This window comes from Streptomyces sp. NPDC058000 (assembly GCF_042886435.1).
GTDB lineage: Bacteria > Actinomycetota > Actinomycetes > Streptomycetales > Streptomycetaceae > Streptomyces.
Window position 1 is genome coordinate 1 of record NZ_JBHVQS010000027.1, and the last position, 26,541, is coordinate 26,541.

General features: G+C 70.8%; 26 protein-coding genes and 4 pseudogenes. 10 read left to right on the forward strand and 20 right to left on the reverse strand.

From position 1 onward, the window contains the following. Window positions 1-216: 216 nt before the first annotated feature. Together lnt and ACFVT2_RS24240 are read left to right on the forward strand one after the other, a co-directional pair. On the forward strand, window positions 217-1,794 hold the full coding sequence (lnt, locus tag ACFVT2_RS24235) for an apolipoprotein N-acyltransferase (RefSeq protein ID WP_390021292.1): 1,578 nt from the start codon (window positions 217-219) through the stop codon (window positions 1,792-1,794). 254 nt (window positions 1,795-2,048) lie between these two features. Then, window positions 2,049-3,257, forward strand: coding sequence for a PP2C family protein-serine/threonine phosphatase (locus ACFVT2_RS24240; RefSeq protein WP_390021294.1), 1,209 nt, complete (start codon window positions 2,049-2,051; stop codon window positions 3,255-3,257). 97 nt (window positions 3,258-3,354) lie between these two features. On the opposite strand, the gene ACFVT2_RS24245 is transcribed toward ACFVT2_RS24240, so the two are convergent. Both ACFVT2_RS24245 and ACFVT2_RS24250 read right to left on the reverse strand, forming a co-directional pair. Then, window positions 3,355-4,278, reverse strand: coding sequence for a Gfo/Idh/MocA family protein (locus ACFVT2_RS24245; RefSeq protein WP_390021295.1), 924 nt, complete (start codon window positions 4,276-4,278; stop codon window positions 3,355-3,357). A gap of 73 nt (window positions 4,279-4,351) precedes the next feature. After that, window positions 4,352-5,563 carry an FAD-dependent monooxygenase gene (locus tag ACFVT2_RS24250; protein WP_390021297.1) on the reverse strand — a complete coding sequence of 404 codons (1,212 nt, stop codon included), beginning with the start codon at window positions 5,561-5,563 and terminating at the stop codon, window positions 4,352-4,354. Between the two features lie 159 nt (window positions 5,564-5,722). Here ACFVT2_RS24250 and ACFVT2_RS24255 point away from each other — a divergent pair, with 159 nt between their 5' ends. Continuing rightward, window positions 5,723-6,343 (forward strand): TetR/AcrR family transcriptional regulator, encoded by a 621-nt coding sequence (locus ACFVT2_RS24255; RefSeq protein ID WP_390021298.1) that lies wholly within the window; start codon window positions 5,723-5,725, stop codon window positions 6,341-6,343. 79 nt (window positions 6,344-6,422) lie between these two features. On the opposite strand, the gene ACFVT2_RS24260 is transcribed toward ACFVT2_RS24255, so the two are convergent. The 12 genes and pseudogenes from ACFVT2_RS24260 to ACFVT2_RS24315 form a co-directional block, all read right to left on the reverse strand. Beyond that, entirely contained in the window at window positions 6,423-6,989 is a 567-nt protein-coding gene (locus ACFVT2_RS24260; protein WP_390021299.1) for a hypothetical protein, read from the reverse strand. A gap of 68 nt (window positions 6,990-7,057) precedes the next feature. Further along, window positions 7,058-7,771 (reverse strand): uracil-DNA glycosylase, encoded by a 714-nt coding sequence (locus ACFVT2_RS24265; protein WP_390021300.1) that lies wholly within the window; start codon window positions 7,769-7,771, stop codon window positions 7,058-7,060. 79 nt (window positions 7,772-7,850) lie between these two features. Next, window positions 7,851-8,813: an aldo/keto reductase gene (locus ACFVT2_RS24270; RefSeq protein ID WP_390021302.1), complete on the reverse strand. Its 963-nt coding sequence runs from the start codon at window positions 8,811-8,813 to the stop codon at window positions 7,851-7,853. A 139-nt stretch (window positions 8,814-8,952) separates the two neighbouring features. Further along, complete coding sequence (locus ACFVT2_RS24275) at window positions 8,953-9,723, reverse strand: SDR family oxidoreductase (protein WP_390021304.1); 771 nt, start codon at window positions 9,721-9,723, stop codon at window positions 8,953-8,955. Window positions 9,724-9,766: 43 nt separating this feature from the next. Next, entirely contained in the window at window positions 9,767-10,528 is a 762-nt protein-coding gene (gene fabG, locus ACFVT2_RS24280) for a 3-oxoacyl-ACP reductase FabG (protein ID WP_390021305.1), read from the reverse strand. A gap of 219 nt (window positions 10,529-10,747) precedes the next feature. Further along, a complete protein-coding gene (locus ACFVT2_RS24285) occupies window positions 10,748-11,143 on the reverse strand; it encodes a DUF3037 domain-containing protein (protein ID WP_390021307.1) in 396 nt (131 codons plus the stop codon). Continuing rightward, on the reverse strand, window positions 11,140-11,964 hold the full coding sequence (locus ACFVT2_RS24290; RefSeq protein WP_390021427.1) for a HipA family kinase: 825 nt from the start codon (window positions 11,962-11,964) through the stop codon (window positions 11,140-11,142). Before ACFVT2_RS24290 ends, ACFVT2_RS24285 begins: the two co-directional genes overlap by 4 nt. 356 nt (window positions 11,965-12,320) lie before the next feature. Then, window positions 12,321-13,097 (reverse strand): class I SAM-dependent methyltransferase, encoded by a 777-nt coding sequence (locus ACFVT2_RS24295; RefSeq protein WP_390021308.1) that lies wholly within the window; start codon window positions 13,095-13,097, stop codon window positions 12,321-12,323. Between the two features lie 346 nt (window positions 13,098-13,443). Next, window positions 13,444-15,654 carry a DNA/RNA non-specific endonuclease gene (locus ACFVT2_RS24300; protein WP_390021310.1) on the reverse strand — a complete coding sequence of 737 codons (2,211 nt, stop codon included), beginning with the start codon at window positions 15,652-15,654 and terminating at the stop codon, window positions 13,444-13,446. 31 nt (window positions 15,655-15,685) lie between these two features. Then, window positions 15,686-16,000, reverse strand: a complete 315-nt coding sequence (locus tag ACFVT2_RS24305; RefSeq protein WP_390021311.1) for a hypothetical protein — start codon at window positions 15,998-16,000, stop codon at window positions 15,686-15,688. Between the two features lie 74 nt (window positions 16,001-16,074). Then, complete coding sequence (locus ACFVT2_RS24310; RefSeq protein ID WP_390021312.1) at window positions 16,075-16,467, reverse strand: hypothetical protein; 393 nt, start codon at window positions 16,465-16,467, stop codon at window positions 16,075-16,077. A gap of 550 nt (window positions 16,468-17,017) precedes the next feature. Then, window positions 17,018-17,314 (reverse strand): annotated as a pseudogene (locus ACFVT2_RS24315) (TetR family transcriptional regulator); the annotation flags it as partial. Between ACFVT2_RS24315 and ACFVT2_RS24320 the strand changes: the two are divergent. Together ACFVT2_RS24320 and ACFVT2_RS24325 are read left to right on the forward strand one after the other, a co-directional pair. After that, window positions 17,302-17,505, forward strand: a pseudogene (locus ACFVT2_RS24320) (chlorophyllase); the annotation flags it as partial. The pseudogenes ACFVT2_RS24315 and ACFVT2_RS24320 sit on opposite strands and share 13 nt — an antisense overlap. A 296-nt stretch (window positions 17,506-17,801) precedes the next feature. Continuing rightward, window positions 17,802-17,996: a hypothetical protein gene (locus tag ACFVT2_RS24325; RefSeq protein ID WP_390021314.1), complete on the forward strand. Its 195-nt coding sequence runs from the start codon at window positions 17,802-17,804 to the stop codon at window positions 17,994-17,996. A 102-nt stretch (window positions 17,997-18,098) separates the two neighbouring features. Here the strand turns inward: ACFVT2_RS24325 and ACFVT2_RS24330 are convergent, their stop codons facing one another. From ACFVT2_RS24330 to ACFVT2_RS24340, 3 genes and pseudogenes are all read right to left on the reverse strand, one after another. Then, entirely contained in the window at window positions 18,099-18,371 is a 273-nt protein-coding gene (locus ACFVT2_RS24330) for a hypothetical protein (protein WP_390021439.1), read from the reverse strand. Between the two features lie 160 nt (window positions 18,372-18,531). Further along, a pseudogene (locus ACFVT2_RS24335) lies at window positions 18,532-18,978 on the reverse strand (family 43 glycosylhydrolase); the annotation flags it as partial. 287 nt (window positions 18,979-19,265) lie between these two features. Further along, window positions 19,266-19,574 carry a hypothetical protein gene (locus ACFVT2_RS24340; RefSeq protein WP_390021315.1) on the reverse strand — a complete coding sequence of 103 codons (309 nt, stop codon included), beginning with the start codon at window positions 19,572-19,574 and terminating at the stop codon, window positions 19,266-19,268. Window positions 19,575-19,805: 231 nt separating this feature from the next. Between ACFVT2_RS24340 and ACFVT2_RS24345 the strand changes: the two genes are divergently transcribed. Then, window positions 19,806-20,042 carry a WD40 repeat domain-containing protein gene (locus ACFVT2_RS24345; RefSeq protein WP_390021428.1) on the forward strand — a complete coding sequence of 79 codons (237 nt, stop codon included), beginning with the start codon at window positions 19,806-19,808 and terminating at the stop codon, window positions 20,040-20,042. Between the two features lie 427 nt (window positions 20,043-20,469). Continuing rightward, window positions 20,470-20,709 carry a hypothetical protein gene (locus ACFVT2_RS24350; RefSeq protein WP_390021316.1) on the forward strand — a complete coding sequence of 80 codons (240 nt, stop codon included), beginning with the start codon at window positions 20,470-20,472 and terminating at the stop codon, window positions 20,707-20,709. A gap of 425 nt (window positions 20,710-21,134) precedes the next feature. Here ACFVT2_RS24350 and ACFVT2_RS24355 read toward each other — a convergent pair whose 3' ends face one another. Continuing rightward, complete coding sequence (locus ACFVT2_RS24355; RefSeq protein WP_390021318.1) at window positions 21,135-22,040, reverse strand: LysR family transcriptional regulator; 906 nt, start codon at window positions 22,038-22,040, stop codon at window positions 21,135-21,137. A gap of 95 nt (window positions 22,041-22,135) precedes the next feature. Here ACFVT2_RS24355 and ACFVT2_RS24360 point away from each other — a divergent pair. Further along, window positions 22,136-22,453: pseudogene (locus tag ACFVT2_RS24360) on the forward strand (PT domain-containing protein); the annotation flags it as partial. After that, window positions 22,453-23,610: an MFS transporter gene (locus ACFVT2_RS24365; protein ID WP_390021320.1), complete on the forward strand. Its 1,158-nt coding sequence runs from the start codon at window positions 22,453-22,455 to the stop codon at window positions 23,608-23,610. The pseudogene ACFVT2_RS24360 and the gene ACFVT2_RS24365, both read left to right, overlap by 1 nt. Window positions 23,611-23,977: 367 nt before the next feature. Here ACFVT2_RS24365 and ACFVT2_RS24370 read toward each other — a convergent pair whose 3' ends face one another. After that, window positions 23,978-25,246 (reverse strand): MFS transporter, encoded by a 1,269-nt coding sequence (locus ACFVT2_RS24370; RefSeq protein WP_390021321.1) that lies wholly within the window; start codon window positions 25,244-25,246, stop codon window positions 23,978-23,980. 96 nt (window positions 25,247-25,342) lie between these two features. Here ACFVT2_RS24370 and ACFVT2_RS24375 point away from each other — a divergent pair, with 96 nt between their 5' ends. Next, on the forward strand, window positions 25,343-25,795 hold the full coding sequence (locus ACFVT2_RS24375) for a winged helix-turn-helix transcriptional regulator (RefSeq protein WP_390021322.1): 453 nt from the start codon (window positions 25,343-25,345) through the stop codon (window positions 25,793-25,795). Window positions 25,796-25,952: 157 nt separating this feature from the next. Here the strand turns inward: ACFVT2_RS24375 and ACFVT2_RS24380 are convergent, their stop codons facing one another. After that, a complete protein-coding gene (locus ACFVT2_RS24380) occupies window positions 25,953-26,531 on the reverse strand; it encodes a rhodanese-like domain-containing protein (protein ID WP_390021323.1) in 579 nt (192 codons plus the stop codon). Window positions 26,532-26,541: the final 10 nt, after the last annotated feature.

The window sequence follows — 26,541 nt, forward strand, 5'->3', positions numbered from 1 at the left end:
GAGGGCCTCCGGTGTCACGCCCTGGGCGGTGAGGGCCCGGACGGCGAGCGCCTCCGGTTCGCGCAGCAGGGCGGGGGCCGGTGCCCGTGGGACGGCAGGACGGGTGCACGAGAAGTGGCGGGAGCCGGGGACGCCTGACAACCCTTGAACGTGGCAAGAGATATCGACGGGACACCTCGGCGGACGAGGGGACAGGCGCGGCGACAGGGAGCCCGTATGGACATACCGCTCGGCCACCGGACGCGCTGGTCCGACTCGCTCTGGACGCGCGGCCCGGCCGCCGCGCTCGCCGGTGCGCTGCCCGCCCTCACCTTCCCCGCGCCGTCCTGGTGGTGGCTGGCGTACGTGGCACTGGTGCCGTGGCTGCTGCTGGTCCGGTCGGCGCGGACCACCCGGCGGGCGGCGCTGTACGGCTGGCTGGGCGGCGCCGGGTTCATGCTGGCGGTGCACCACTGGCTGCTGCCGAGCCTGCACGTCTTCATCCTGGTCCTGGCACTGCTCCTGGGTGCGCTGTGGGCGCCTTGGGGGGTGTTGGTGCGGGCGCTGCTGGGCGGGGCGCCGGGTCCGGGGCGGGCCGCCGCCGCGCTGGTGCTGGTGCCGTCCGGCTGGCTGATGGTCGAACTGGTGCGGTCCTGGGAGTACTTGGGCGGGCCGTGGGGGCTGCTGGGCGCCAGCCAGTGGCAGGTGCCGCCCGCGCTGCGGCTGGCGTCGCTCGGCGGGGTGTGGCTGCTGAGCCTGCTGATCGTTGCGGTGAACACCGCGCTGGCCGGGCTGATCGCCGTCCCGCCGGCCCGGCTGCCCGCCGTGGCCGGGCTGCTGGTGTGCGTGCTGGGCGGCACCGCGGCCTGGCTGTGGGCGCCGGTCCCCCGGCCCGCGGGGACGGTACGGATCGCGGTCGTCCAGCCGGGCCCGGGCGGCACACCCACCCAGCGGCTGGCCCGCAGTGCGGCGCTCACCGGTGCGTTGGCCGGCCGCGGGGTGCGGCTGGTCGTCTGGGGCGAGAGCAGCCTCTACCAGGACCCGGCGGACCATCCGGCGCTCGCCGCCCGACTGGCCGCACTGTCCCGCCGCACCGGCGCCGACCTCCTGGTGAACGCCGACGCACCGGACTCCGGCCGGAGGGGCATCTCCAAGAGCGCGGTGCTCATCGGCCCGCAGGGCCCGACCGGGGACCGCTACGCCAAGATGCGGTTGGTGCCGTTCGGCGAGTACATACCGGCCCGGTCCGTGCTGGGCTGGGCGACGAAGGTGGGCAAGGCCGCCACCAGCGACCGGCGGCGCGGCACTCATCAGGTGGTGATGGCGATCCCCGCCGCGGCCGGTCTGCGGGTCGGTCCGCTGGTGTGCTTCGAGACGGCGTTCCCGGACATGAGCCGTCATCTGGCCGCCGACGGGGCACAGCTGCTGGTCGCCCAGTCCTCGACCGCGACGTTCCAGGACAGCTGGGCGCCCGCCCAACACGCCTCCCTGGGCGCACTGCGCGCCGCGGAGACCTGGCGCCCCATGGTGCACGCCACGCTCACCGGAGTCAGCGCGGTGTACGGCCCGCGGGGCGAGCGGATCGGCGAACGGCTGGGCACCGACCGCAGCGCGGCCGCCGTCTACGAGGTGCCGCTGGCCCGCGGCACCAGCCCGTACACCCGGTGGGGCGACTGGACGCTCTACGGGGCGATCGCCGCGCTGCTCGCCTACGGGCTGGCCGGAGCGGGGCGGGCCGGCAGGAGGCGCGGTGTCGGCCGCTCCGGTGGAGCCGGTGCCGGCACCGGACGGCGGCCTGCGCGAGGGCGTCGGTGACCAGCGGTCCCGGCTTCCGGTGCGTGCCGTCCGAGCGGGCGCGTTCCACACCACCACACCCCAACGCGGGGGCCCCACGCCTCGCTCATCGGACAGGCCCTGATGGTGGCCGGGGCACGAGGTGTGCCCGGTCGAGCTCGGCTCACCGCCCCGGCCGCCGCTCTCGCCGTCGCAGCGGCCCGCGCCCGGCGCGATCATGCCTGGCGTGAGAGGTTGGGATCGGTGTGAGACTGGGCACGGAAGGGGTGATCCCCGTGTCGGACCTACCGCAGGCGTCCGCTGGTCCCGACACGGCCGTCGACGAGAATCGGCTGGAAGCGCTGATCATCGAGGCGCAGACGGCCCTGCCGTTCGAACTGCCCGCCCTGGCGAATCGCTGCGCCTCGGCCCTCGGCCTGGACACTGCGCTGATCTACCTCGTCGACCTGCAACAACGGCTGCTCATCCCGCTCGACGAATCCTCGGAACCGCTGCCGGTGGACCGCTCGCCGGCCGGCTGGGCGTACCGCACGGTCTCCTCGCGGGTGGCCGAGGCCGACGACGGCGTGATCGTCTGGCTGCCTCTGGTCGACGGTGCGGAGCGGCTGGGCGTGCTGGCGCTGCGGACCGCCTCGCTCGACGGGGCGCGGATGCGCCGCAGCCGGATGCTGGCCCATCTGTTCGCCATGCTGATCACCTCCAAGCGCGCCTACAGCGACTGGCTCGCCGGCCTCGCCCGCACCGCCACCATGCGGTTGCCCACCGAGATGCTGCGGGCCTTCCTGCCACCCCACACCGTCGGCAGCAGCAGATGCGTCTCCACCGCGGTCCTGGAACCGGCGTACGACGTCGCCGGCGACGCCTACGACCACTCGGTGGTCAAGAACGTGCTGCACACCATGATCCTCGACTCCATGGGACACGATCTGGTCTCCGGCCTGACCACCTCGGTCGCCATGGCGGCGGCCCGGAACGCCCGCCGCGGCGGCGGCGACCTGGCCGACGTCGTCGGCTCCGTCGACCAGGCGCTCGCCCAGTGGCTGCCCGACCACTTCTGCACCGGCGTGCTGTGCCGGCTCGACGCCGTCACCGGGGTGCTGCAATGGGTCAACTGCGGTCACCCGCCGCCGCTGCTGATCCGTGCCAAGCGGGTGCTCGACGGCGTGCTGGACAGCCCCCCGCAGCCGCCGATCGGCCTGGTCGGCCACCTCGCCCCGGCAGCCCGGCAGGTCCACGAGACAACACTGGAACCGGGCGACTGCGTCCTGCTCTACACCGACGGTGTCGTGGAGGCTCGCGACGCGGACGGTGCGGAGTTCGGCCTCGACCGGTTCACCGAATTCATCATCCGCTCCTCCGCCGCCGGCCAACTCCCGGCCGAGGTGCTGCGGCTGCTCACCCACGCCATCCTCGACTACCAGCGCAACCAGCTGCGGGACGACGCGACCATCCTGCTCTTCGAATGGCGCCCGCAGTACCGGTGACGCGGTATTGCACCGAGCCTCACTGTGCCCGTACGCCGTCTTCGTCCGGGTCGGGTGCTCGGCCAGCGCTTCCCAAGACGGGCGGGGGCACCGGCACTCAGCCGTCCTGCGTCACCTCGCGCACGATGTGCTCGCAGAGTTCATGGGTCTCCAGGGCGTCAACAGCGCTCACCACCTGGCCGGCCCGCACCGATTCGAGGAACGCGAGCACGATTTGCTCGATGCCGCGCTGCCGGGCGACCGGCTCCCAGTCGCCGCGGCGTCGGATGGTGGGCTGTCCCTTGTGGTCGATGACCTCTGCGAGGTTCAGGACCTCGCGCTTGGTGTCCTGTCCGGACACTTCGAGGCGTTCTTCGGCCGACCCGCTCCGGCGGTTCATGATCCCGATCGCCGTGAACCCGTTGCGTGCTTGAGAGCAACCGTCGCCGGACAGCTGAAGCACCACCTGGTCCATCAGCCCGTCCCGGATCCGGGCCCGGACGTCGATGTGCTCGATCTCGCCCGGCGCGAGGAACCGCAGGGTGTCGACGACGTGGATGAAGTCGTCCAGGACCAGCGTGCGCGGGTCCTCGGGCATCCCGGTGCGGTTCTTCTGCAGCAGGATCAGCTCGCGGGGGTGCTCGCGGCACTGCGCGTAGCCGGGGGCGAAGCGGCGGTTGAAGCCGACGGCCAGGCCCACCCCGCGCTGCTCGGCGAGGGCGATGATCCGCCGGGTGTCGGCGATCTCGTAGGCGATCGGCTTGTCCACGTAGGTCGGCACCCCGGCCTCGATCAGCCGGGTCACGATCTCCGGGTGGGCGACCGTCGCGGCGTGCACGAAGACGGCGTCCGGGGCGGCGGCGAGCAACGAGTCCAGGTCGGCGTGGAGCTGCGGTGCGGTCAGCCGGTAGGTGTCGCCGGCCTGTTGCAGGGCGACCGGGTTGCGGGTCGCCAGGTGCAGCTCGATCCCGGGCTGCGTGCCCAGCACGGGGAGGTACGCCTTCCGTGCGATGTCTCCGAGTCCGATACAGCCGACCTTCACTCAACTTCTCCCTTGGTTCCGCGGTCCCGGTGCCCGGGCCCTCAGGGGCGTCCGGGCCCCCGGTCACCGCAGCTTACGGCGCGACCGGCGGGCGCCAGTCGGCGATCCCGTCCAGACCGCGCAGGGCCAGATCGGGGGCCAGCCGGGCGGTGGCCGCGACCAGGGCGCCGCGCAGGGCGCAGGCGGGGCGGGACCGCCAGGTGGTGAGCCGACCGATCCGCCCCGACCGGCGGACCACGGCCATCGTGCGGGGCAGCCGCTGCCGGGTGTACGCGGCGAGCGCGGTGGCCAGGGCGGCGTCCGGCGCGGCCTCGTGGGCGAGGACCACCGCGTCCTCGACGGCTTGGCAGCCGCCCTGCCCGAGGTTGGGGGTCATCGGGTGCACCGCGTCGCCGAGCAGCGCGACCCGGCCGCGGTGGAAGGCGGGCGGCGGAGCGGCCGCGGCGTGCACGTCGTTGCGGAGGACGGCGGCCGGGTCGACGGCGGCCAGCAGCTCCGGAACGGGCCGGTGCCAGCTGCCGAACCGGCGCCGCAGCTCAGCACGCTGGTCGGCGCCGTCCCGCCCACCGCCGGGCGGAACGGCCGCGGTGGCGTACGCGTAGATCCGCCCGTCGTGCAGCGGCAGGGTGCCCCACAGCCCACCGGGTCCCCAGGTCTCGTGCGCGGTACCGGGGTCGGCGAGTCCGGCGGCATCGGCGGCGGACACCACGAAGCGCCAGGTGGTGAAGCCGGCGTAGCGGGGCGCCGGGTGGGCGGGGAAGAGTGTCCGGCGGACGGCGGAGTGGATGCCGTCGGCGGCGACCACGAGGTCCGCGGTCAGCTCCGTCGGCGCGCCGTCCGGGGCAGTGGTCCGTACCCGGGCGGGCCGGTCGGCGCGCAGCGGATCGCCGGGGTCCACGAGGGCGGCCGGGGCGCCGGTGCGGACCGCGGTGTCCGGCAGCCGGTCGGCGAGCAGGGCGATCAGATCGGCGCGGTGGGCGATCACCACCGGTCCGCCGAACCGCCGGACGGCCGCCGCGTTGTCGGAACGGGCCAGCAGCCGCCCGTCGGGCCGGCGGATCTCGCCGGCCAGTTGCCAGGAGGCCATGGCGCGGGCCGCGTCGCCCACGCCGATGGTGTCCAGTGCGCGCTGGGCGTTGGGGGCCAGCCCGATGCCCGCGCCCACCGGTTCCAGGGCGGCGGCCCGTTCCAGGACGGTGACCTGCCAGCCCCGTCGGTCCAGGGCCACGGCGGCGGTGAGCCCGCCGATCCCGCCGCCGATCACGATCGCGGTGCGCTGCTGCATGTCGCCGCCCTCCTGTCACCGCCGGGTGCCGGTGCACCCAAGACGTGACTACACCTGTAGTTCCCGATGACCCGACCTGAGACTACACCTGTAGTTGCACGGCCGTGCACGGCACTACGGCCGTAGTCACCAGTGCCCGGTCCCGCTACGCTCACCTGCATGAACGCCCGAAAGGCCGCCGCGTCCCCCGCCCCTCTCCCCCGGCACCGGCTGATCGCCGACACCGCGCTGGAGCTACTCGCCGAGCGCGGGATGCGCGGGCTGACGCACCGGGCCGTCGACGAGGCGGCCGGGCTGCCGCAGGGCTCGACGTCGAACCTCGCGCGGACCCGGGCGGCGCTCCTGGAGGCCGCGGTGCGGCGGCTGGCCGAACGCGAGGCGGCGGTGCTCGCCCCGCGTGAGATGCCGGGCGTCACGGACCCGGCGGCCGCCGCCCCGGCGGCGCTGGCGGCCGCCCTCGCGCTCGCCCTGCACCGCTACCTCTCGCACCACCGCGCACTGCTGATCGCCCGCTACGAGCTGGCGCTGGAGGCCACCCGCCGGCCGGAGTTGCGAGAGGTGTACGACCGGGCCGGCCGGGCCTTCCTGGAGCCGGTGGTGGCGCTGTTGACGGCGGCCGGCTCCGCCGCGCCGGAACGCCATGCGTTGAGCCTGGTGGCCTGGTGCGACGGGGTGCTGTTCTCCTGCGTCGCGGGGCAGTTCCACGCCACGCCGCCCACCCGCGACGCGCTACGGGCCTCCTGCGCGGAACTGCTCGACGGGATGCTGCCGAGGAGCTAGCACTGTCAGCCGCTGTCAGCCTCTGATCGGCCGGAGAGGCCCGGACCAGCCGCGGGGCGGCGGCCGTGCGGCACCGCCCCTACCGGGAGGAGCCCGCGGCGCCCTCGATCCGCAGTTCCAGGCGGACGATCGCGTCCGTGAGCCGCCGGCGGTATTCGCCGTCGGCGAGGGCACGCACCGAGGCGCGGGCCCGCCGCAGCTGGGCGCGGGCGTCGGCCGGGCGGTCGAGTCCGGCGTAGTCGGCCGCGAGGTTGACGTGGAGTGCGGGGAAGAACGCCCGGAGCGCGGCGAGCGGGTGCCGGTGGCCGGCGCCACCGGCCGGTCCGGTGCCGGTGGACTGGGCGCGTACGGGCCGCTCCGTGACGAAGCCCTCCGCCGCCTCCAGGGCGCGCAGGTCCCAGTCCAGTTCGTCCCGGGGGTCGTCCTGGGTGTCGGCCATGTAGTGCGCGAGGGCGCAGCGGTGGAAGGCGTCGCCGCGCGGGCCGATCTCCTGCCAGAGCGCGGCGAGGCGGTTGCGGGCCTCTTCGCGGTCGCCGGCGCGGTGCAGCATGATCGCCTGGCCGAGTCGGGTCGGCACGCCGTCCTCGGGCTCCGCCGCCCGCCGCTGCTCCGCCACCGCGCACTTCCCGTCCTCGCTCGCCACCACCGGCTCCCCCCGACGCTAACCGCCGGGGGGACGCTCCGCGCGGTGTGCGCGACCCGCCGGGCGTCCGGTCAGCCCAGGTCGGGGACGCGCCAGTCGATCGGGGCGTGGCCCTGGGCGGCGATCGCTTCGTTGATCTGGGTGAAGGGGTGGGAGCCGAAGAACTTCTTCGCGGAGAGCGGGGAGGGGTGCGCGCCCTGGACCACCGCGTGCCGCTCCTCGTCGATCAGCGGGAGCTTCTTCTTGGCGTAGTTGCCCCAGAGGACGAAGACGGCCGGGTCCGGGCGGGAGGCGACCGCGCGGATCACCGCGTCGGTGACCTTCTCCCAGCCCTTGCCCTTGTGCGAGTTGGCCTCGCCCCCGCGGACCGTGAGCACGGCGTTCAGCAGGAGGACGCCCTGCTGGGCCCAGGGCATCAGATAGCCGTTGTCCGGAATCGGGTGGCCGAGCTCCTCCTTCATCTCCTTGTAGATGTTCCGCAGCGACGGCGGGGTCTTGACGCCGGGCTGCACCGAGAAGCACAGCCCGTGGCCCTGGCCGGCGCCGTGGTACGGGTCCTGGCCGAGGATGAGCACCTTGACCTGGTCGTAGGGCGTGGCGTCCAGCGCCGCGAAGACCTGCTCGCGGGGCGGGTAGACGGGTCCGGCGGCCCGCTCCTGCTCGACGAAGTCGATCAGCTCCTTGAAGTAGGGCTTCTCCAACTCCTCGCCCAGGACCTCGCGCCAGGACTCGGGCAGCATGTCGGTGACCACGTCAACAACCTCCGGTGTGCGTTCCGTTCTCATCGCAAGAACCTACCGGCGACCACTGACAGTCCCCGCCACGGGCCGCCCGCCGGGGCGCACGGCAGGATCCCCCGGCGCCTCAGGCGGTGTCCAGCCGGGCCCGCTGGTACGGGTCCAGGGTGAGGTCCAGCGCGGCCAGACACTCGTCCAGCTGTGCCACCGAGCTGACCCCGAGCACCGGCACCACCGGCACCGGGCCGCCCATCAACCACGCCAGCACCACCTGGTTCGCGGTGGCCCCGCACTCCGCCGCCACCTCCGCCAGCACCCGCATCCGGACCACCGTCCCGTGGTGGTCGTAGCGCTCCGGGAGCGGCTTGTCGGCGCGGGTGTAGGCGCCCTCCATCAGGGGCGAGTAGCCGAGCAGGGTCAGATCGGGGTGCGCGGCCGCGTAGTCGAGGAGTTCCTCGTCGGTCTCCCGCTGGAGGCCGGCCGACGGCTCGGGACGCGGCCGCAGGTAGGTGTGCCGCTGCTGTACGGCGCGGAAGCCGGGCAGCCCGTGCGCGGCGGCGTGCTGCCGGGCCTCGGCGAGCCGCCAGGTCGCGTGGTTGCTGGCCCCCAGGGTGCCGACCCGGCCGTCCCGGACGAGCCCGGCCAGCGCCTCGACGGTCTCGGCGAGCGGGACGGTGCGGTCCTCGACGTGTACGTAGTAGAGGTCCACCCGGTCGGTGCCCAGGCGGCGCAGGCTGCCGTCGAGGGCGGTGCGCAGCGCGCCGGCGGCCAGGCCCTCGGCGTTGGCGGGCCACTGGGGGCCGCGGGCCGGGTCGGGCCGGGCGCCGGCCTTGGTGGCGAGCACCGTGCGGCCGCCCGCGCGGCGGCTGCGCAGCCAGCGTCCGAGCACGGTCTCGCTCTCGTCGCCGGTCGCGCCGGGCACCCAGCAGGCGTAGTTGTTCGCGGTGTCGACGAACGTCCCGCCGGCCTCGGCGAAGCGGTCCAGGATGGCGAACGAGGTGCGCTCGTCCACAGTGGTGCCGAACGGCATCGCGCCCAGGCAGACGGCGCTGATCCGCGGCCCGTCGCCGCCGAGCGTGCGGTAGTGCATGGCATGTCTCCCTGGCAGGTCCGCCGATACGAGTGGTGCCGGCTCCTTGAAGGGACCGGCACCACGGACTCTGCCTCTTGGAGCGCACACGAAGGCAAGCCCGGTCAGGGGCCGCCCGACCCGGCGGCCCCGCGGGCGGTCAGACCCCGGCGTTCAGGAACAGCCCGCCGTCCACGACGAGCGTCTGCCCGGTGACCCAGCCGGCCGTGTCGGACAGCAGGAAGGCCGCGGCCCCGCCGATGTCCTCCGGGACGCCCAGCCGCCCCATCGGGTAGCCGGCCGCCGCCTCCTCCTCGCGGTCCTCGTAGAGGGCCGCGGCGAACTTGGTCTTGATCACCGCGGGGGCGATGGAGTTGACGCGTACCACCGGGGCGAATTCGTGGGCCAGTTGGAGCGACAGGTTCACCATCGCCGCCTTGCTGATCCCGTAGGCGCCGATGAACGGCGAGGGGCTGACGCCGGCGATCGACGCGATGTTGACGATCGCGCCGCCGTGGTCCTTCTGCCAGGCGTGCCAGGTGCGCTGCGCGAAGCCCAGCGCCGAGACGACGTTGGTCTCGAAGACCTTGCGCGCCACGTTGAGGTCGAGGTCGGCGATCGGGCCGAACACCGGGTTCGTCCCGGCGTTGTTGACCAGGTAGTCGATCCGGCCGAAGGTCTCCATGGCCTGCTCGACGGCGACGGCCTGGTGCGCCTCGTCGTGTGCCTTGCCGGCGACGGTGAGCACCCGGTCGGCGCCCAGCTTCCCGGCGGCCTCCTTGAGGGCGTCCTCGTTGCGTCCGGTGATCACGACCCGGTCGCCGCGGGCGATGAGGGCCTCGGCGATGCCGTACCCGATGCCGCGGCTGGCCCCGGTGATCAGGGCCACCTTGCCGGAGGGCTCGGGGAGCCCGCTGTCCTGCACTGTCATATCGAGTTCTCCTGCTCCTGTGCTCCTACGGTCGGTCCGGCGGTCAGCAGAGCGGGCCGCCGGCGACGTACAGGACCTGGCCGGAGACGAACCCGGCCGCCTCTCCGGTGAAGAAGGCGACGGCGTTGGCGATGTCGTCGGGGTTGCCGACGCGCTGCACCGGGATCTGGGAGGCGGCCGCGGTCTTGAAGTCCTCGAACTCCATCCCGACCCGCTCGGCGGTGGCGGCGGTCATGTCGGTGGCGATGAAGCCGGGGGCGACGGCGTTCGCGGTGACGCCGAACTTGCCGAGCTCGATGGCGAGGGTCTTGGTGAAGCCCTGGAGACCGGCCTTGGCCGCCGAGTAGTTGACCTGGCCGCGGTTGCCGAGCGCCGAGCTGGAGGAGAGGTTGACGATCCGCCCGAACGTGGCGTCCACCATGTGCTTCTGACAGGCCCGCGACATCAGGAACGCGCCGCGCAGGTGCACGTTCATGACGGTGTCCCAGTCGCTGTCGCTCATCTTGAACAGCAGGTTGTCGCGGAGCACGCCCGCGTTGTTGACGAGGACGGTGGGTGCGCCGAGCTCCGCCGCGACCCGCTCGACCGCGGCCGCCACCTGGTCGCTGTCCGAGACGTCACAGCCGACCGCGAGGGCCTTGCCGCCGGCCGCGGTGATCTTTTCGACGGTGTCCTTGCAGGCCGCCTCGTCGAGGTCGAGTACGGCAACGGCACGGCCCTCGGTGGCCAGGCGGACGGCGGTGGCCGCGCCGATGCCACGGGCCGCGCCCGTCACGATGGCAACACGCTGCTCGGTGGTGGACATGGGGGTTCTCCTCACCCTCGATCGTCGAAACCTCGAACGCCTGGACCGGCGGTCGGCCCCCGATCCGGGTGAGCAACCGCTTAGTAGCCTCAGCAGAGCTGACGCTAGAAGCCCGGCCACCCCCTGTCAACGCCCCACCACCGCACACCGGCCGCAAACAGCGCGCGGGGCGGGCCCCCTCAGGAAACCCGCCCCGCGCACCGCGTGCTCATCCCACGCTCACCGCACCAGCAACTCCAGCAGCCGCTCCGCCTCCACCGTGGGATCGGCGGTAAGCCCGGTGTGCACCGGGCCCGGCTGCACGATGGTGCTGCGCGGCGCGATCAGCCAGCGGAAGCGCTGTCCCGGGTCCTCCCCCGCCGCCTGCCCGGCCCGCGCGCCGCCCTCGCAGATGCCCTCCACGGCGCACAGCGCGGCCCGTACACCGGCCACGTCCACCGTGGGGTCCAGCGCCAGCAGCCGGGCCTCGTCCAGGTGCGTACGGGCCTCGACGAACCGCCGCGCACGGCAGTACACCACCACTCCCGCGTTGATCATCTCCCCGCGCTCGACCCGCGGGACGACCTTCAGCAGCGCGTACTCGAAGACGTCGCGCCCGTTGTGCAGTCCGCTCACTTCACAGCCCTCCGCGGCAACTTTCCCGCCAGCCACTTCGGTGCCTGCGACGGCTTGTCCTTTGTCGGTTCCCCGACGGTGATGTGGTCGCTGATGGTCCGCGCCCGGGCCAGCAGCGTGCGCACGTACGCCCGGCGGAGTTCGTCCGGCGAGTCGAAACCGGGCTCACCGTCCAACCACTCATCGGGAACGGCCGCGGCGATCTCGGTCAGCAGCTCCTCGGTGATCCGCGGGGCGAACTCCTCGGCCGCCGCCGCGACATCCGGACCGAACGTCGCCAACGCGTGATCGGAAGCGTCGTACGGCCGGGCCGAAGACCTTTCCGCGGTCGGCCAGTTGTGGTGCCAGATCATCGCCGCACCGTGGTCGATCAGCCACAACTCACCGTGCCACACCAGCAGATTGGGATTGCGCCAGGACCGGTCCACGTTATTGATCAGCGCGTCGAACCACACCACCCGGCCCGCCTCGCGCGCACCCACCTCGAAGGCGAGCGGATCGAACCCCAGCGACCCCGGGAGGTAGTCCATGCCCAGGTTCAGCCCCCCGCTGCCCTTCAGCAGCGCCTGGACCTCCTGGTCCGGCTCGCTCAGCCCGATGACCGGATCGAGCTGCATCTGCACCAGCTCCGGCACCCGCAGCCCGAGCCGTCGCCCCAGCTCCCCGCAGACGACCTCCGCAACCAGCGTCTTACGCCCCTGCCCGGCGCCGGTGAACTTCATGATGTAGGTACCGAGATCGTCCCCCTCGACGATCCCCGGGAGCGACCCACCCTCACGCAAGGGCGTGACATAGCGGGTCGCAACGACCTCCCTCAACACTTTCGCAGGCCCCACGGGTCTTCTTCCTTAGATTTCACGGCCAGCCTCAAAGAGGTGCATGCCCGGGAATCGCCCGCGATCAGCCCTGGGGAGAATCCGGGGAGAATCGACCGGCATACAGATCCCCCCTCGCGCCCGAGCAGTCCGTCAACGGCGGTTCGCCCTTTGCTTCCGGCCTCCGGCATGAAGTGAGCATAGTAACCGAGCGTGATGACCGGAGATGAGTGCCCGAGCCACCGCACGACAGTCACCACGGACTCCCCCTGACGCGGGCCGCGCACCAGGCCGAGTACGACGGCGCAACGCCGCCAAGGCATTCCTCGCGTCCGCGCTCGAACAGAACCGTGACGTCTTTTTCACAGCCGCCGGACGCGCAGCACGCCGGTCAGCATCGGGAGGGTGAACTCGCCTCGGGCGGTCTCCGGTCTGCTCGTGAGGAAAGCGCGGATCCGGCCGAGCACGGCCTGTTGTTCCTGCTCCGGCATGACCAGCATGCCCGCACGCGTCGCAAGTGTCGCGACGAGGGAGTCGGCCGTGCGGCGCTGCCCGTGCGGGAACTCGTCCTGCTCCGGCGAGCCGAACCGGGCGACGCCGATGTTCGGAAGGTGCATATCCGCTGTCGCGGCGCGCCAGCTGCTGAGCGTGTCGCGCGGGCCGATGGCCGCGCTCCCGCCGACCCGCTCCAGTCCGGCGACCCAGTCGACCCGGTCGTCGACGACGTTCCACAGGCCCGCCAGGACGCCGCCGGGTGCGAGGACCCTGGCCATCTCGGGTCCCGCCACGGCCATGTCGAACCAGTGCATGGCGTTACCGGCCAGCACGGCATCGACGGACCCGTCCGGCAGCGGTACCGCCTCGGCACTACCCGGCAGGGCACGGACAGCCGGCAGCGCGCGGCGCAGCTCGGTCAGCATCTCCGGGTCGGGCTCGACAGCGATGACTTCGGCGCCCGACGCGACCAGCGTGGCGGTCAGCTTGCCGGTTCCGGCGCCGAGGTCGAGCACCCGCAGGCCGGGCACGGGCCCGAGCGCCCAGCCCACCGCGGCCTGCGCGTAGTCCGGGCGGTGCTCGGCATATGCGGCCGCCGCCACGCCGAACGACAAACTGTGGAGAAGCCGTTCGTCCTGTTCCATGCGGTCACCTTATGCCGCGCGGTAAGTGGGCGATCGTGATTACCCAAACCCAGCGCAGTTCCGCGCAGAAGCCGACCCGCCGCCCGCGCACTTCGTGAGGAAGGCCGGCTACGCGGACGGCTTCCGGTCGGCCGCCAACTCCAGGAATCCAGTAACCCCCGGGACGTGGCCGACCCCCAGCAGTCGGTACGCGCCCACTCCCTCACCCCGATCAATTCCGGCCGTAATCGTGGAGGTGGCCGGGGAGAATCCGGGGAGTATCCGATCCGCCAGGGAGCGCGTGGGAAGAATCCGCTGCACAACCCGGCACGATCCTCAAAGACAGCCGTCCACGCAGCGGGAAGCGCTATTTGGGTTTGTTGGGGATGATCACCTTGTTCACGAGAGCCCCGGTCTTGTGGTGGGTGAACTGGAATCCGTTGTTCCCGCGGGCGGTCAGGCCCAATCCCGTCGGGACGGGGTTATTGCCCTTGTATATGGGTGTCACCTTGTATTCGATCTTTTCTCCGGCGTCGACAGCCTTGCGTATCGCGTTTTCGTAGTGCACATGGACCGGCGCGTTCGCATTACGGTGCAGGGTGACGAAGTTCAGCACGCTCTTGTTCGAGCCGCCGATCTGGGCGCCGAGCAGATGGCCACGATTGAGATTCTTTCCGGACTGCCAGCCCGGCGGTTCGGACGCGGGCCTGGGCCTGGTCTTGCCGCCCGTCATGCCCTGGTCGATTTTGGCAATTACTCCCCTCGGGCGCTTCTGCGTGTCGAGTTTTGCGTAATTGACCTTCCCGTTCCAGGTGATGTCCGCTTCATTGCAGGGGGCCAGCCCCAGCGGGTCGCTCCAACCCTGCGGATTGTCGACGTACGTCACAGGGTTGGGGGCGGGCGCCAGACCCAGGGGATCGCGTGCCGTGTACCGGCCGCTCTCCGGGTCGTAGTGACGGAAGTAGTTGTAATGGAGGCCGGTTTCGCGGTCTTCGTACTGCCCTGGGAAACGGAAGGGTGTCAGGGCGGTGGCGTCGCGGTGATGTGCGGTGGTGCCCCACATGGTGGTGCGGGAGCGCCAGGCGATGTCGCCGTGTTCGTCGACGAGTTCGGTGGGGGTGCCGACGAGGTCCGTGACGATGGCGAAGAAACGGGAGTCGGCTTCGCCCTGGCCCTTCGGCTTGCGTTCGAGCTGGGTGAGGGGGCGGTGACCGTCGTGGTCCCAGGTGAGGGTGACGCCGGTGGTGGTGTCGGTCTGTTCGGCGAGGGCGGTACCGTCCCAGGTGAAGTGGACGGCCTCGACGGTGGTCCGGCCGTCCTCGGCCATGCGGTACTTCGCGGTGCGACGCCCCATCGGGTCGTACGTGTAGTGCCAGCGGTTGCCGTCGGGGGACGTGCAGGCGGTGAGGCGGTCCTCCGCGTCCCATTCGTAGCGCCAGGTGTCGGGCTTCTTCGACAGGCGGCGCTTCTGGCGCAGCACCATGCGGCCCGCGTCGTCGTGCTCGTAGCGCACCTCCCCCGCTGCCTGGATGCGCGTGCCGGTGTAGGTGCGGGAGCCGCGGGCCTCGGCCCGGCGTGCCTTGTCGGGCCAGGTGGCCTCGGTCTGGTTGCCGGCCTGGTCGTAGGCGTAGGACTCGGTCCAGCCGTCGCTTGTGACCGACAGCGGGCGGCCGACCGGATCGAGTTCCATGTCCTGGCGCCTGCCCGTCGCACGGTCCGCGACGGCGATCAGGTGGTTGTCGGCCCGGTAGGTGTAGGACCGTTCGCGCAGGGTGCGCCCCGGAGTGACGAGAGCGTGGGCGACCGAACGGCCGGCCATGTCCCAAGCGGTCGTCGCGCTCACGCGGGAGGTCGCTGTGCCCCATACGCGGGCCAGTTCGCGCCCGAGGACGTCGTGGGTGAAGTCCAGCCGGTGTCCGTCGGCGGTGAGGGCGTCGCGGTTGCCGTTCCCGTCGTAGGTGAGTTCGGTGACAGCGCCGGTAGGGGTGGTGCGGGAGGTGCGGCGGCCGAGGATGTCGTACGTGAAGCGGGTGGTGCGTCCGTCGACGGTCTCGGCCACGATCCGCCCCATGAGGTCCCGTTCGAGCTCCACCGTCGAGGTGGGGGAGGCGGCTCGGACGAGTGCTCCGGCCGAGTCGTAGGTGTACGACGTCCTCGCCCCGGCCGTGTTCTTCTCCACCAGCTCGCCGACGGAGTTGTACCGGAAGGTGATCTCCTGGCCCAGCGCAGTGGTGTGGGAGGCGATCCGGCCCAACCCGTCCAGCTCGTAGGTGATTTCGCGCCCGTCGAAGTCGGACTCCGCTATGACGTTGCCTGCGCCGTCATAGGTGTAGTCCCAGGTCAGACCTTGCGGGTTGGTGACCTGGGTGCGGCGGAGCTCGGCGTCGTAGGCGAAGGCGTGGCGGACACCGTCGGGCGTGGTCTGAGCCGCCGTCTGATCGAAGTGGGTGTACTCGAAGCTGGTGGTGGCACCTGTGGCGTCGGTGCTGGTCAGGCAGTTGCCCTCGCCGTCCCAGGTCAGCTGCTCGCGCCGGCCGTCGGGCGCGGCCTCGGGCCGCTCCGTGACCGGTTGCGTCATGACGCCTTTCCCTTCCGCGCGACGTCTCCTGTCACGCGTCCTTCTTCGATTTCTCCAGCGCGTTGACGCTGTCCTCGTCCGTCTTCGTGAAGTTCTCGGAGATCGTGTCCACGTTCTCCGAGAACGTCTTCACGTTGTCGCGAACCCGCTCGTGACCCTCCCCCCACGCCCTGTCGAACTCGTCGAGGGCGTGCGCGAGTTTGCTGTCGCCGGCGAAGCTCTTGAAGTCCTTCCGGCCGCCCGCGGCGTGGAAGAGCGTCGCGGAGTCCCCGAGCAGATCCCCGATGTTCTGGAGCTCCTTGACCGTGTCCTTCAGATCCTGCACGGGAACACTGATGCGCCCCATCGATGTCTCCTCTCCTGCTCCGGCGTCCGGCCCCGCCCTCACAGGGAGAGCGGGGCCGGACGGTGCGGGGCGCTTCAGCCGATGGAGCCGGCCGTCTGGTCGTCGGTGTCGACGAACGCGTCGGCGACCTGCTTGATGAACTCGCTGACGCCCTGAAGGCCCTCGATCGCCTTCTCGGTGCCGTTCTTGTACTCCTCCCAGAACGGACGGAACTTGGTCTCGGAGCCGGGGTGGCGTAGGCGGCCTCGACCATCTCGTCCATCTTGGTGTTGGCCTCGTGGAGGCTCTGCTGCATCAGTTCCTTCTGGTTCTGCAGCCAGGTCGACGCCTCCCGCATCTCGTCCGGGCTGATCTTGATGTTGCCGCCGGCCATGTCGATTCCTTCTCTCGTCTCGGATCGCCGCGGCCGCTCGGCCGCACATACCCGGCTGTACGGGGCACCTGCCAGGGCAGTTCATGCGGTTCATGCCTGTTGCGGAACGGTGACGAAACCAACCGGAAGTCAACGGTTCCGGACCACCCCATGCCGCCCACCTGGAGGAACGGACCCCGCGGCCTGCACCAACTCGACCCGACGCTGCGCTGTTGTGTCGCACCTAGCGGTGGTTGGCCAGGTACATGTGCCGGTGGCCTGTCCGTTTGATCGGGTGTGTCGTTGACCGGGCGTGCCGTTGACCGGGCGTGATGGGTGGGGAGTTGGCCGCGGTCCGGTGTGATCTGGAGGACTTCGCGGCGGAGATGTTCGAGCCGTTTGCGCGGGCGGATCAGCGCCGGTGGGGCGGGGTCTCGGCGCCGCCTGCCACGGCCACTGCCACGACTTCCCTACTTGGGACTCGGCGGAATGACGTCGGCCTTGGCCAACCGGCTTCCATGCGTAGGTGTTCCCCGTATTGACGGCCACCGCGTTGGCAAAGCACGTGGCGAGGAGAAAGGAAACCTGAATCTCGCTCGGGCAAAGGACCGTTTATGCGAGGGCCCTGTCATTGGCGAGGGCTCTGTCATTGGTGAGCGCCACGGTCAGTGCGGTTCGCGGAGTCCTGCGACGAGGAGCGCGACCAGCCGGCGTGCATCGTAGCGGGGGTCGCTGTCGGCGCCGATGCAGAGGTTTCCGATGCCGCGCATGAGTTGGTAGGCGTCGAGGTCGGAGCGGATCTCGCCGGAGGCGGCGGCAGCGTCGAGGAGTTGGGCGCACACCGGCAGGAGGCGGTCGAGGAAGTAGGCGTGCAGCGTCTCGAAGCCGGTGCCGTCCCCCTGCATCGCGGCGGCCAGGCCGTGCTTGGTGACCAGGAAGTCGACGAAGTGGTCGGCCCACCGCGCTCGGAGGGATCCCCGGATACGAGGTCGCCGAGACGACGGATGAGAGTCCCGCCCGCGTCGCCCTGCTCCAGCGACTCACCACGGCCTTCCTGCGCAGCGCCCTCTACCCCGAGGACACCAGTTGGAAGGCGGCGGCCACCGCACTGGAGGAAAACCCCGACCCGCTGGGGAAACTACAGAGCAAGTAGGCGACCCTCACCAGGACCCGTCGCGTGCGGTCGAAGTCACCCCGTCATCGACTGAATGGGTGTTCTCACGTGCGGCTGGCGCCATACAGACACAGGCCGGACGGGTCAGGGTGCGGAGTCGGTCATCGTGGTCCTACCGGCATGGGTGGTCAGGCCGCCTGGCCGTAGCCGTCCGCGCCGGGCGGGCCGTCGCCGCTGGACTTCTGACGGATCCCGCACCTCGGATTCCCTGTCATGGACCCACCTCTGGTGACCCACGAAGAACCGGACTGCTACGCCGATCGCATCCCCCTAACGTGATCGACCACCTCTACCGCTCGTTCCTCGACTTCCCGGGACAGGTGGTCGTCGTCGAGAACGCGGCTCCGCCGCCCGACGTCATCGAGCGCGCACGGGTCATCACCTTCAGCGGCACCGGAGACCGCCCCGGGTTCTTCCCCGGCCACGCCAACGGCCGCTCCGGGGACGGACAACACGAGCCGACCTGGTGAGGCGGGGAACCACGGGGAGTCACTCACTTTGTACCTGCCATCGGCCGAACCATCCCGGCCCCCGCACGAGGCGGGTGCCGGGAAGGAACAGCAGCGAGAACCTCACAGGCCGCCGACGCCGACGCCTTCGTTTCCGTTGGAGCCGACGCCGCCGACACCGACGGTGGCACGGGCATCGACGCCGCCGACACCGACGCCGACGTCACGGCCGCCGTCGCCAACGCCGCCGACGCCGTCGCCTCCGTGGCCGCCTTGCGCTTGCGGGGTGACGGCCGCACGGGCCTGGGACTGGTCGGGCGCGGCACTGGCTATGCCGGTACTCAGTAGACCGGTGAGGGCGGTAGCGGCCAGCACCGTAGAAATCGAACGGAACATGATCAGACCCTTTCGCTTCCCCCCTCTTGTCCCGCTCATCCTCACCACGGATCGGACGGTTCCGCCGGTCGGCGCGGGCCATCACAGTGAAGTCGCCCGGTGTCAGTCCCAGCCCGAAGCCTCTCCGCACTGCCTTGCGTGGGGCATGCTCAGCCAACGCTCCGTTGCCCGGGTCGCCCGCAGGCAGGTCCTGCGTCGCGCCCAGGGCGAACGGCCGGCCCAGGTCCGGGCTGCCGTCCGCATGCCAGCCGATCGGCTGGGCCCGGGACGTGCGGAGGTCGTAGGTGTAACCCGCGGTCGACTTGGCGTGGTGGACGATCCAGTCCTGCGTACCGTCGGGCGACCGGAAGAAGGCGTGGTGGCCGGGGCCGTAGACCCCCTTGGCGTCGTCGCGGCCGAAGACCGGGCCCGGGTGCTGCTGCCAGTCGCCGGGCGTCAGGGGGTCGGCGTTGTCCGGCAGGGACAGCATCCACAGCTGGTAGTCCGGCTTACCGGTGTCGCAGGTCGAGTACGTCAGCCACGTACGGCCGTTGCGGTTGAGGAACTCGGGGCCCTCACGGACCTCCGGGCAGCCCCCGGCGGCCTTGAGGGCCACCGCGTCTGCGGCCCGGCGAACTTGGGCAAGGGCGGCAAGGACGCCGCTTCCTGGCTCCCAGCCAACAAAGGCTTCGATCGCACCTACGTGGCCCGGCAGTTCGCCGTGAAACGGCAGTACCACCTGCGGGTTACTCCAGCCAAAGGCAACGCGATGGAGAAGACACTGGAGGCGTGCCCGCGCAGAAGCTCCCGACCGGGGCCGGAGGCGAAGAAGCCCCGGACGGGGGCTTCTTGCGTTCTGCGCGCCAGGACTCCATCCGGGGTCGGCGGGCGTCACCCTGCTACCGGTCGAGCTGCCTACTCCACCGCATACAGCAGCCTGTACTCAGCACCATCCGCCCTGAAGCGCAGACTGCGCTCACCAGGCGTATCCGTAATCCACTGCTCCCCGAGCCTGCCGTCCCCATCCGAGACGCCGGACTCCCCGAGAGAGACAGCGATCGTCCCCGTGAAGTCGCAGTCGTACTTGACGGTGAACATCCGATCTCCCCGCACCGTGCCATTCCACACGGTGCCGCGATCCTGGACAACAAGCCTCGGCTCATCGAAGCCGCTCCAGCCCTCAGTCGTGACGCACTTGAGCTTCTCCAGATACAGCTTGGCCATACCGTCCCCTGTGAAGGATCCTTCTCGACACTTCACATCCTGCCGAGCCCCGATAAACGATCACTAAATGATCCGGCGCGGCATGCGTCGCACACGCGACGTTCCACCCGAAGCAGGTGTGAGTGGTGGGCCGCGTGACTTCTGAGTGTCCTGCCCGTTCGGGTCGCCGTGGGGCGGGACACCTGCGGCTATGAGCGAGCCGTCGACGTGGACCAGGCCCGGCTGCGCCGGGTGGCCTTCAGCCCCGTCGGACACACCCTGGCCAGCGGCGGCGGCGACAGCACGGTCCGATTGTGGGACGTTACCAACTCGGCCCGCGCGCAGGCCGTGGGCCAACCCGTCCTGGCCGCGCACCTCCGCTCGACCGCACACCCCCGGCCCGGAGCAACTGGCCCCGTCCGCATGCTGCGAACGGTGCCGCCGAAGACCTCATCCTCAATGCCGCCGAAGACCTCCTCCCAGCCATAAACCAGTTGTCCACGACCGTCACCCGCGTGCAGATTGGCATTGGCACCTAACGCACCACCGACCTCTGGGCCGTCATCGACCAGTCGATCCGCACCTATCTCACTGCCCACGTACGACTTCGCGCCGTCAGCGGCCCCACCGTCTGCTCCCACTGACACATCACCCGCCTCGTCGGCCTCACCCACCTCATTGGCCTCATCGGCAGCTTCTCCCACAGCGCCGACGCCCGCACGATCCGGGCCGCGTGGGATGCCCCGCCTCCGTCGCAGGGTGGGCCACCGCCCCACCCCGGGCCCGCCGCACCTCCGAAGTAAGCCCAACCGCCACAGCACTGGCCTCCCCCTCGCTCCCGACAAACCGCACCAGCCAATTCCGAGGGCAGGACAGGCTGCCCAGCCAACCCACCACCAACCGACAGGAGATGACTTTGGCGAAACAGACCCCGACCGTCCTGGGCGTGCTCACACAGCCCGCTCGACCCACCGGCTGGAAGGCCAACCGGCACAAGGTCCTGCTCGTTCTCGGCCTGCTGGTCGGCTACTGGATCGGCACCCACGTCCACGGGACCGCGCCGCAGCAACAAGCCCCTCAACCGGTCTCCACAGCACCCGCGCCGGCAGCACCCGACCCGCACCGCACACCCACGGGTCTCGGCCTCGCGCCCTGAGTCCCCGTCGATGCCATGCCGGCACCGGCGGGGACATCGTGCTTCTCCCGCAACCAAGCACCTCGGCACCATGCAAGGTTCGGCGCCCGCGGCGTCGCCGGCCGCTCTCGACTCAGCTCCCGCACCCGCCAGTGTCCGGCTCGCGAAGTCAACATCGGCGCGCGAAGTCAACATCGTCCCAGATCAGCGTGACGGGAGCAGCTACACCGGACCCACCGTCCAGGCGCCTGGCGAACGCGTTCCGTTCCCGACCGAAGCAGCCTCCCCAACTCATCGGCCGGTGTCCCAGACACCCTGCGGCGACGCACCGGTGCGGTGAAGAGGTCAGGCTCCTGCCGCCTCACATGCAGCCGAGGACGAGCTCGCTCAGGGCCTTTCCTCCCCCTTGACGCACAGAGAGCTGCGCACGCCCCGCCGGCGCCCACTCAAGGATGGCCGCCCTGCCCAGCAACGACAGTCGGTGTCCGTTCGTGGAGAAGGCCAACGAAGGCCCGGGCAGCCGGTGAGGCCCCGGAGGTCTTCCACAGTGCCTGAATCACGCGGGGAGGCACGCCAGTCAGGCGCACGCTGCGCACGGTGGGCATGCGCGCGGCGGAGGCGGCGGAAACCAGCGCGGTGCCCAGGCCGCGGGCCACGAGGGGTTCCAGCAGTGTCATGGCGTCGGCCTCGAAGGCGACCTTGCGGGTGACGCCGGCCGCGGCGAACGCGGCGTCGTTGTGGCGGCGGATTCCCGAACCCGCCGGCATGTCGACCATGTTGCCGTCGGCCAGTTGGGTCGGGGCGACCTCGGCGGCCCCGGCCAAGGGATGGTCGGCCGCAACGATGGCGACCAGGTCCTCGTGCGCGAGGGGACGTGCGGCCAGTCCGCGCGGGGGTTCCGGCGCGTCGACGTCGACGAACACGAGGTCGCAGGTGTGGTCACGAACCTGTTCCAGCAGGTCGCTGACCAGTCGGGTGCGCAAGGTGACACGTACCGCCGGATGCCGCTCCTGGTAGGTGGCCAGCAGGTCGGGCAGGTCCACTGCGGTGAGTGGAGTGATGGTGCCGATGTTCAGCGTGCCGCGGAGTTGGCTCCCGAGCGCGACCACTTCGCTGTGGGCCCGTTCCACCGCGGCCAAGGCTTCGCGGGCCGGTTCCAGGAACACCTCACCGGCCGCCGTGACCTGGACCCCACGACTGCTGCGCTCAAACAGACGGGTGCCCAACTCCTCCTCAAGCCGGGCGATTTGGTGACTGAGCGCGGACTGCACGACGAAACAGCGGTGCGCGGCGCGCGTGAAGCTGCCGGTGTCGGCGACCGCAACGGCGTAGGTGAGCTGGCGGAGTTCCATCCAGGCATCTTGATTCGAGATGTCCCGCATGACAACTATCTGTTGGACTCATTCCGCCAGGGTGGACAGCATGAACGGGCACAGAACCCACTCCCCGACCCACTCCCCGACCCACTCACCAACCCACATGCCAACCCACATGCCAACCCACATGCCAACCCACCTTTCAACCCACCTGCCAACTCGCCTGCCAACTTGCCTGCCGCCTCAGCTGCGATCAGCGGCTCGATCGGGACTGCATCAAGGCCCGCGGGCGAGACTGCTGGAAGGGAGAGCCCCGCCCGTGGCATCCTCGTCCTCCGCAAGCCCGCACCACTCCTCCCCCGCTCCCCCACCTGATGGAACTACCGCGTCCAATAAGGAGGTTGGCGCCAGCAGCGGGAGTACTCCAGGGCGCCGCACCCTCCTGGTGATGTCCGTGGCCGTCGGACTGTGCGTCGCCAGCAACTACTACGCCCAGCCGCTGCTGGACACCATCGCCCACGATCTGCACCTGTCGTCGGCATCCGCATCGCTCGTGGTCACCGCCGCCCAGGTGGGATACGTCCTCGGATTGGTCCTCGTGCTGCCGCTGGGCGATCTACTCGAACGACGCCGGTTGGTGTGCGCGCTGACCCTGACCACGGCGTTCTCCCTCGCGCTGACGGCGAGCGCACCCAACACGGCACTCCTGCTGGCCGGCACCACCTTGACCGGCCTCCTGTCGGTCACCGCTCAGATCCTGGTGCCGTTCGCCGCGGACCTGGCCCTGCCGGAACAACGCGGCCGGACCGTGGGCACGGTAATGAGCGGACTGGTCCTCGGCATGCTGCTGGCCCGCACCGCCTCGGGAGCACTCGCCTCCTTCGGCGGATGGCGCACCGTGTACTGGGTCGCCGCGTCCGTGATGCTCGTCCTGACCGCAACGCTGCACCGGGTACTCCCGCAATACCGGGGCGGCGCCGGCCTGCGCTACGGGCAACTACTCCGCTCCACCGGCCGCTTGCTGATCGAGGAACCGGTACTCCGCACCCGCTCGGCCATCGGCATGCTGGCATTCGCCTGCTTCAGCGTGCTGTGGACCTCCCTGGCCTTTCTCCTGTCCGGGCCCGGCTATCGCTGGTCGGACAGCGAGATCGGCCTGCTGGGACTGGCCGGCGCGGCAGGCGCGATCGCCGCCCAGGCAGCCGGACGTCTGGCCGACCGCGGCCGCACCACACTGACCACGGTCACCAGCGCGCTGCTCCTGCTCGGCTCATGGTTGGCCCTCGTCCTCGGCGCACATCTCCTCGCCGCGCTGATCATCGGGATCGTGGTGCTGGACCTCGCCCACCAAGGGGTGCACATCACCAACCAGTCACTGATCTACGCGCTGCGCCCTGACGCACGCGGCCGCATCACCTCCGCCTACATGACGTGCTACTTCATCGGAGGCGCAGTCGGTTCCGCGCTGGCCGGAGCGGCCCATGCCTACGCCGGCTGGAACGGGGTGTGCACGGTGGGTGCCGCCCTGGCCCTCCTGCTCTGCCTCGTCTGGGCGGCCAGCACACGAGCGGCTGGAAGAGCCCTGAATCTTCCAACCACCCCCTGACAGCCGACGAGGTGATGGTCACCGGGCGCCGGTTCCGAACAGCACATCGAGACTTTCCGGCCGGTGGTCGACTGCCGGAGGCGGTGCGATACGGGCGTCTGCCTGCCGTGACTGCCCGGCATGGTGGGCCGGCAGCCGCCGGATCACCACCTCCTCACGACGCGTTCGGTAAAGCTGTGTCGTGGTCAACTGCACGTGACCGAGCATGAGTTGGACATCGGGTGGATCTGGCAGTCGAGCAACTGTCCCTGCGTTGAGACGCGGAGGTACCCGACGAGAGCGCCCCGTACGGCAGGGAACCGCAATAGCCACGGAACAACCTCGGTCGGTGGCCTGGTGACCTCTCGCTGTGAAGGTCGAGCGTTCGTCATCGAAGGCCGGTGGTGGGGGGCTGGGTGGTGGGGTCCGGGTTGCTGTGTCGAGTGAACGCCCACAGTACGAGCCCCAGGCAGCTGAACGCGGCGCCCAGTGCACATACGGCGCCCCAGCCGGCCACCGTGTAGAGGGAGGTCGCGGCGATGGCGCCGGTGGCGCTGCCGATCGAGTAGAAGACCATGTATCCGCCGATCAGTCGGCTGCCCGCGTCCGGGTGCAGCGCGTAGATCAGGGTCTGGTTGGTGACGTGGACCGCCTGCACGGCGAGGTCGAGGAGGATCACCCCGACGACCAGGGCCCAGAGCGAGCTGCGGGTGAAGGCCAAGGGCAACCACGAGACGGCGAGCAGCGCCAGGGCGATGCCGGTGGTCCGCCGGGAGAGTCCGCGGTCGTTCAGGCGGCCCGCCAAGGTCGCGGCCAGGGCGCCGGCGACACCGATCAGCCCCAGCGCCCCGATCGCGCTGTGGGGCAGGAAGTACGGGGCCTCGCTGAGCGGTAGCGCGATGCTGCTCCACAGGGTGCTGAAGGCGGCGAAGATCAGCAGACCGAACAGGGCCCTGAGCCGCAGCAGTCGTTCCCGTGCGAACAGGGTGATCGTGGAGCGCAGGAGCTGTCCGTAGCGCAGGGTTGTCGGCGCAGCGTGACTGTGGCGCGGCAGCACTCGGTACAGGACCAGGGCGAGCAGAGCGGTGAGCGACGCCGAGGCGAGGTAGACGGAGCGCCAGCCCGCGAGGTCGGCCATGAGGCCGGACGCGGTGCGGGCGAGCAGGATTCCGATGACCACGCCGCTGGTGACCAGGCCGACGACCCGTCCGCGCCCGGCGGGCGGGGCCAGTGACGCGGCGAAGGCCACCAGCGTCTGCGTGACGACCGCGAGCAGCCCCGTCGCGGCCATGCTCGCGAGCAGGATCGCCGCGGTGTGGGCGGCGGCCACCGCGACCAGCGCCACCACCAGGAGCAGTAACTGGGCCACGATGAGCCGTCGGCGGTCCACCACGTCGCCCAGCGGCACGAGGAAGAAGAGCCCCAGTCCGTATCCGACGTGCGTGAGGGTGACCACGCTGCCGACCAGGGCCGGGCTCATGGCGAGGTCGTGCCCCATGGTCACCAGGAGCGGCTGGGAGAAGTAGACGTTGGCCACCGCGGCTCCGCAGGCGACGGCGAACAGGATGACGACGCCGCGGGACAGGGCGAACGCGGAACCTTCCCTGCTTCGGGCCCCGGTCCGTCGTGTTGTCGCAGCCTCACCGTTGCTGGGCATCAGCACTCCTCCGTATATCTGGTTTCATCTTGCTACCAGCAGCGACGCTAACTTTTTTGGTAGCATGTTGCAACCGTTGTGAGAGTGAGGGACGCCATGGTGACCAGGACGCGCTTCGACGACAGCGAATGCCCCGTCGCCCGGTCGGTGGACGCGATCGGCGACTGGTGGTCCCTGCTGATCGTGCGGGACGCCTTCGACGGAAGCCGGCGCTTCGGGGAGTTCCAGCGCAGCCTCGGCGTGGCGAAGAACATCCTCACTGCGCGCCTGCGCACCCTGGTCGCCGGCGGTGTCCTCGAATCCGTCCCCGCCTCGGACGGCAGCGCCTACCGCGAGTACGTACTGACTCCGAAGGGCAAGGCGCTCTTCCCCGTCATCGTGGCGCTGCGGCAGTGGGGCGAACAGAACTTCTTCGCCCCCGGCGAACCGCACTCACAGTTGGTCGACCGCCGACAAGGCCATCGCCTCCGCGCACTGGAAGTGCTGTCCGCGGACGGGCGACCGCTGACCCCCGACGACACCACCGTCCACAAGCTCTCCACCCAGTGATCCGAGCCGGCGCCCCGGTGCCGCTATGCCGCTATGCCGCTATGCCGATGATTCCGAGGCCGGGTGGGATGGACGGCGTCGCGGCGCCGGAGGCCGGAACGGATACCCGCCCGGCCAGCGGAGATCGACGTCGACCGGGCACCCGTCAGGGCGGTGGTCAGCTGCGGCGCAAAGTGGCGAGCGTCATGGCGAGGTCGGCCGGGCGGGGACGGTTGTGCGGCAGCTTGGCCAGCATGACGGCCATACCGCAGGTGTCGGTGAGCGCGGAGAAGACGAGGCCGCCCGCGATGGCTGCGGAGAGGATCTGGAAGGCCGGGTGCACGAGCAGCCCCAGGAGCAGTCCCAGGAGTACGAGCGTGCCTGCGGCGAAACGCACCTGACGCTCCATGCTCCAGCCGGCGCGGGTGTCGCACGCGACGGGCTCGTGCAGGTCGTGCCCTTCGGCCGCCCACGCGTGGGTGCCGCCGCCGAGGGTGGCGGTCGGGATGCCCTGCTCCGCGAGGAGCTTGCAGACCTTCTCCGAGCGGGCGCCGGAGGCGCACACCACGAGGACGTCGCCACGGTCGGCCGCGTGCCGCATTTCGGGCAACGCCTGGTGGATCTGGCCCAGGGGGATGTTGAGGGCGCCGGGCAGATGGCCGGAGGCGTATTCGCCGGGAGTGCGTACGTCGATGATGGTGAGGTCGTGCAGCCGGGCGTGGGCCTGGTCGATGTCGAAGGTGAGGGGAGTGGTCATGGCAGATGTG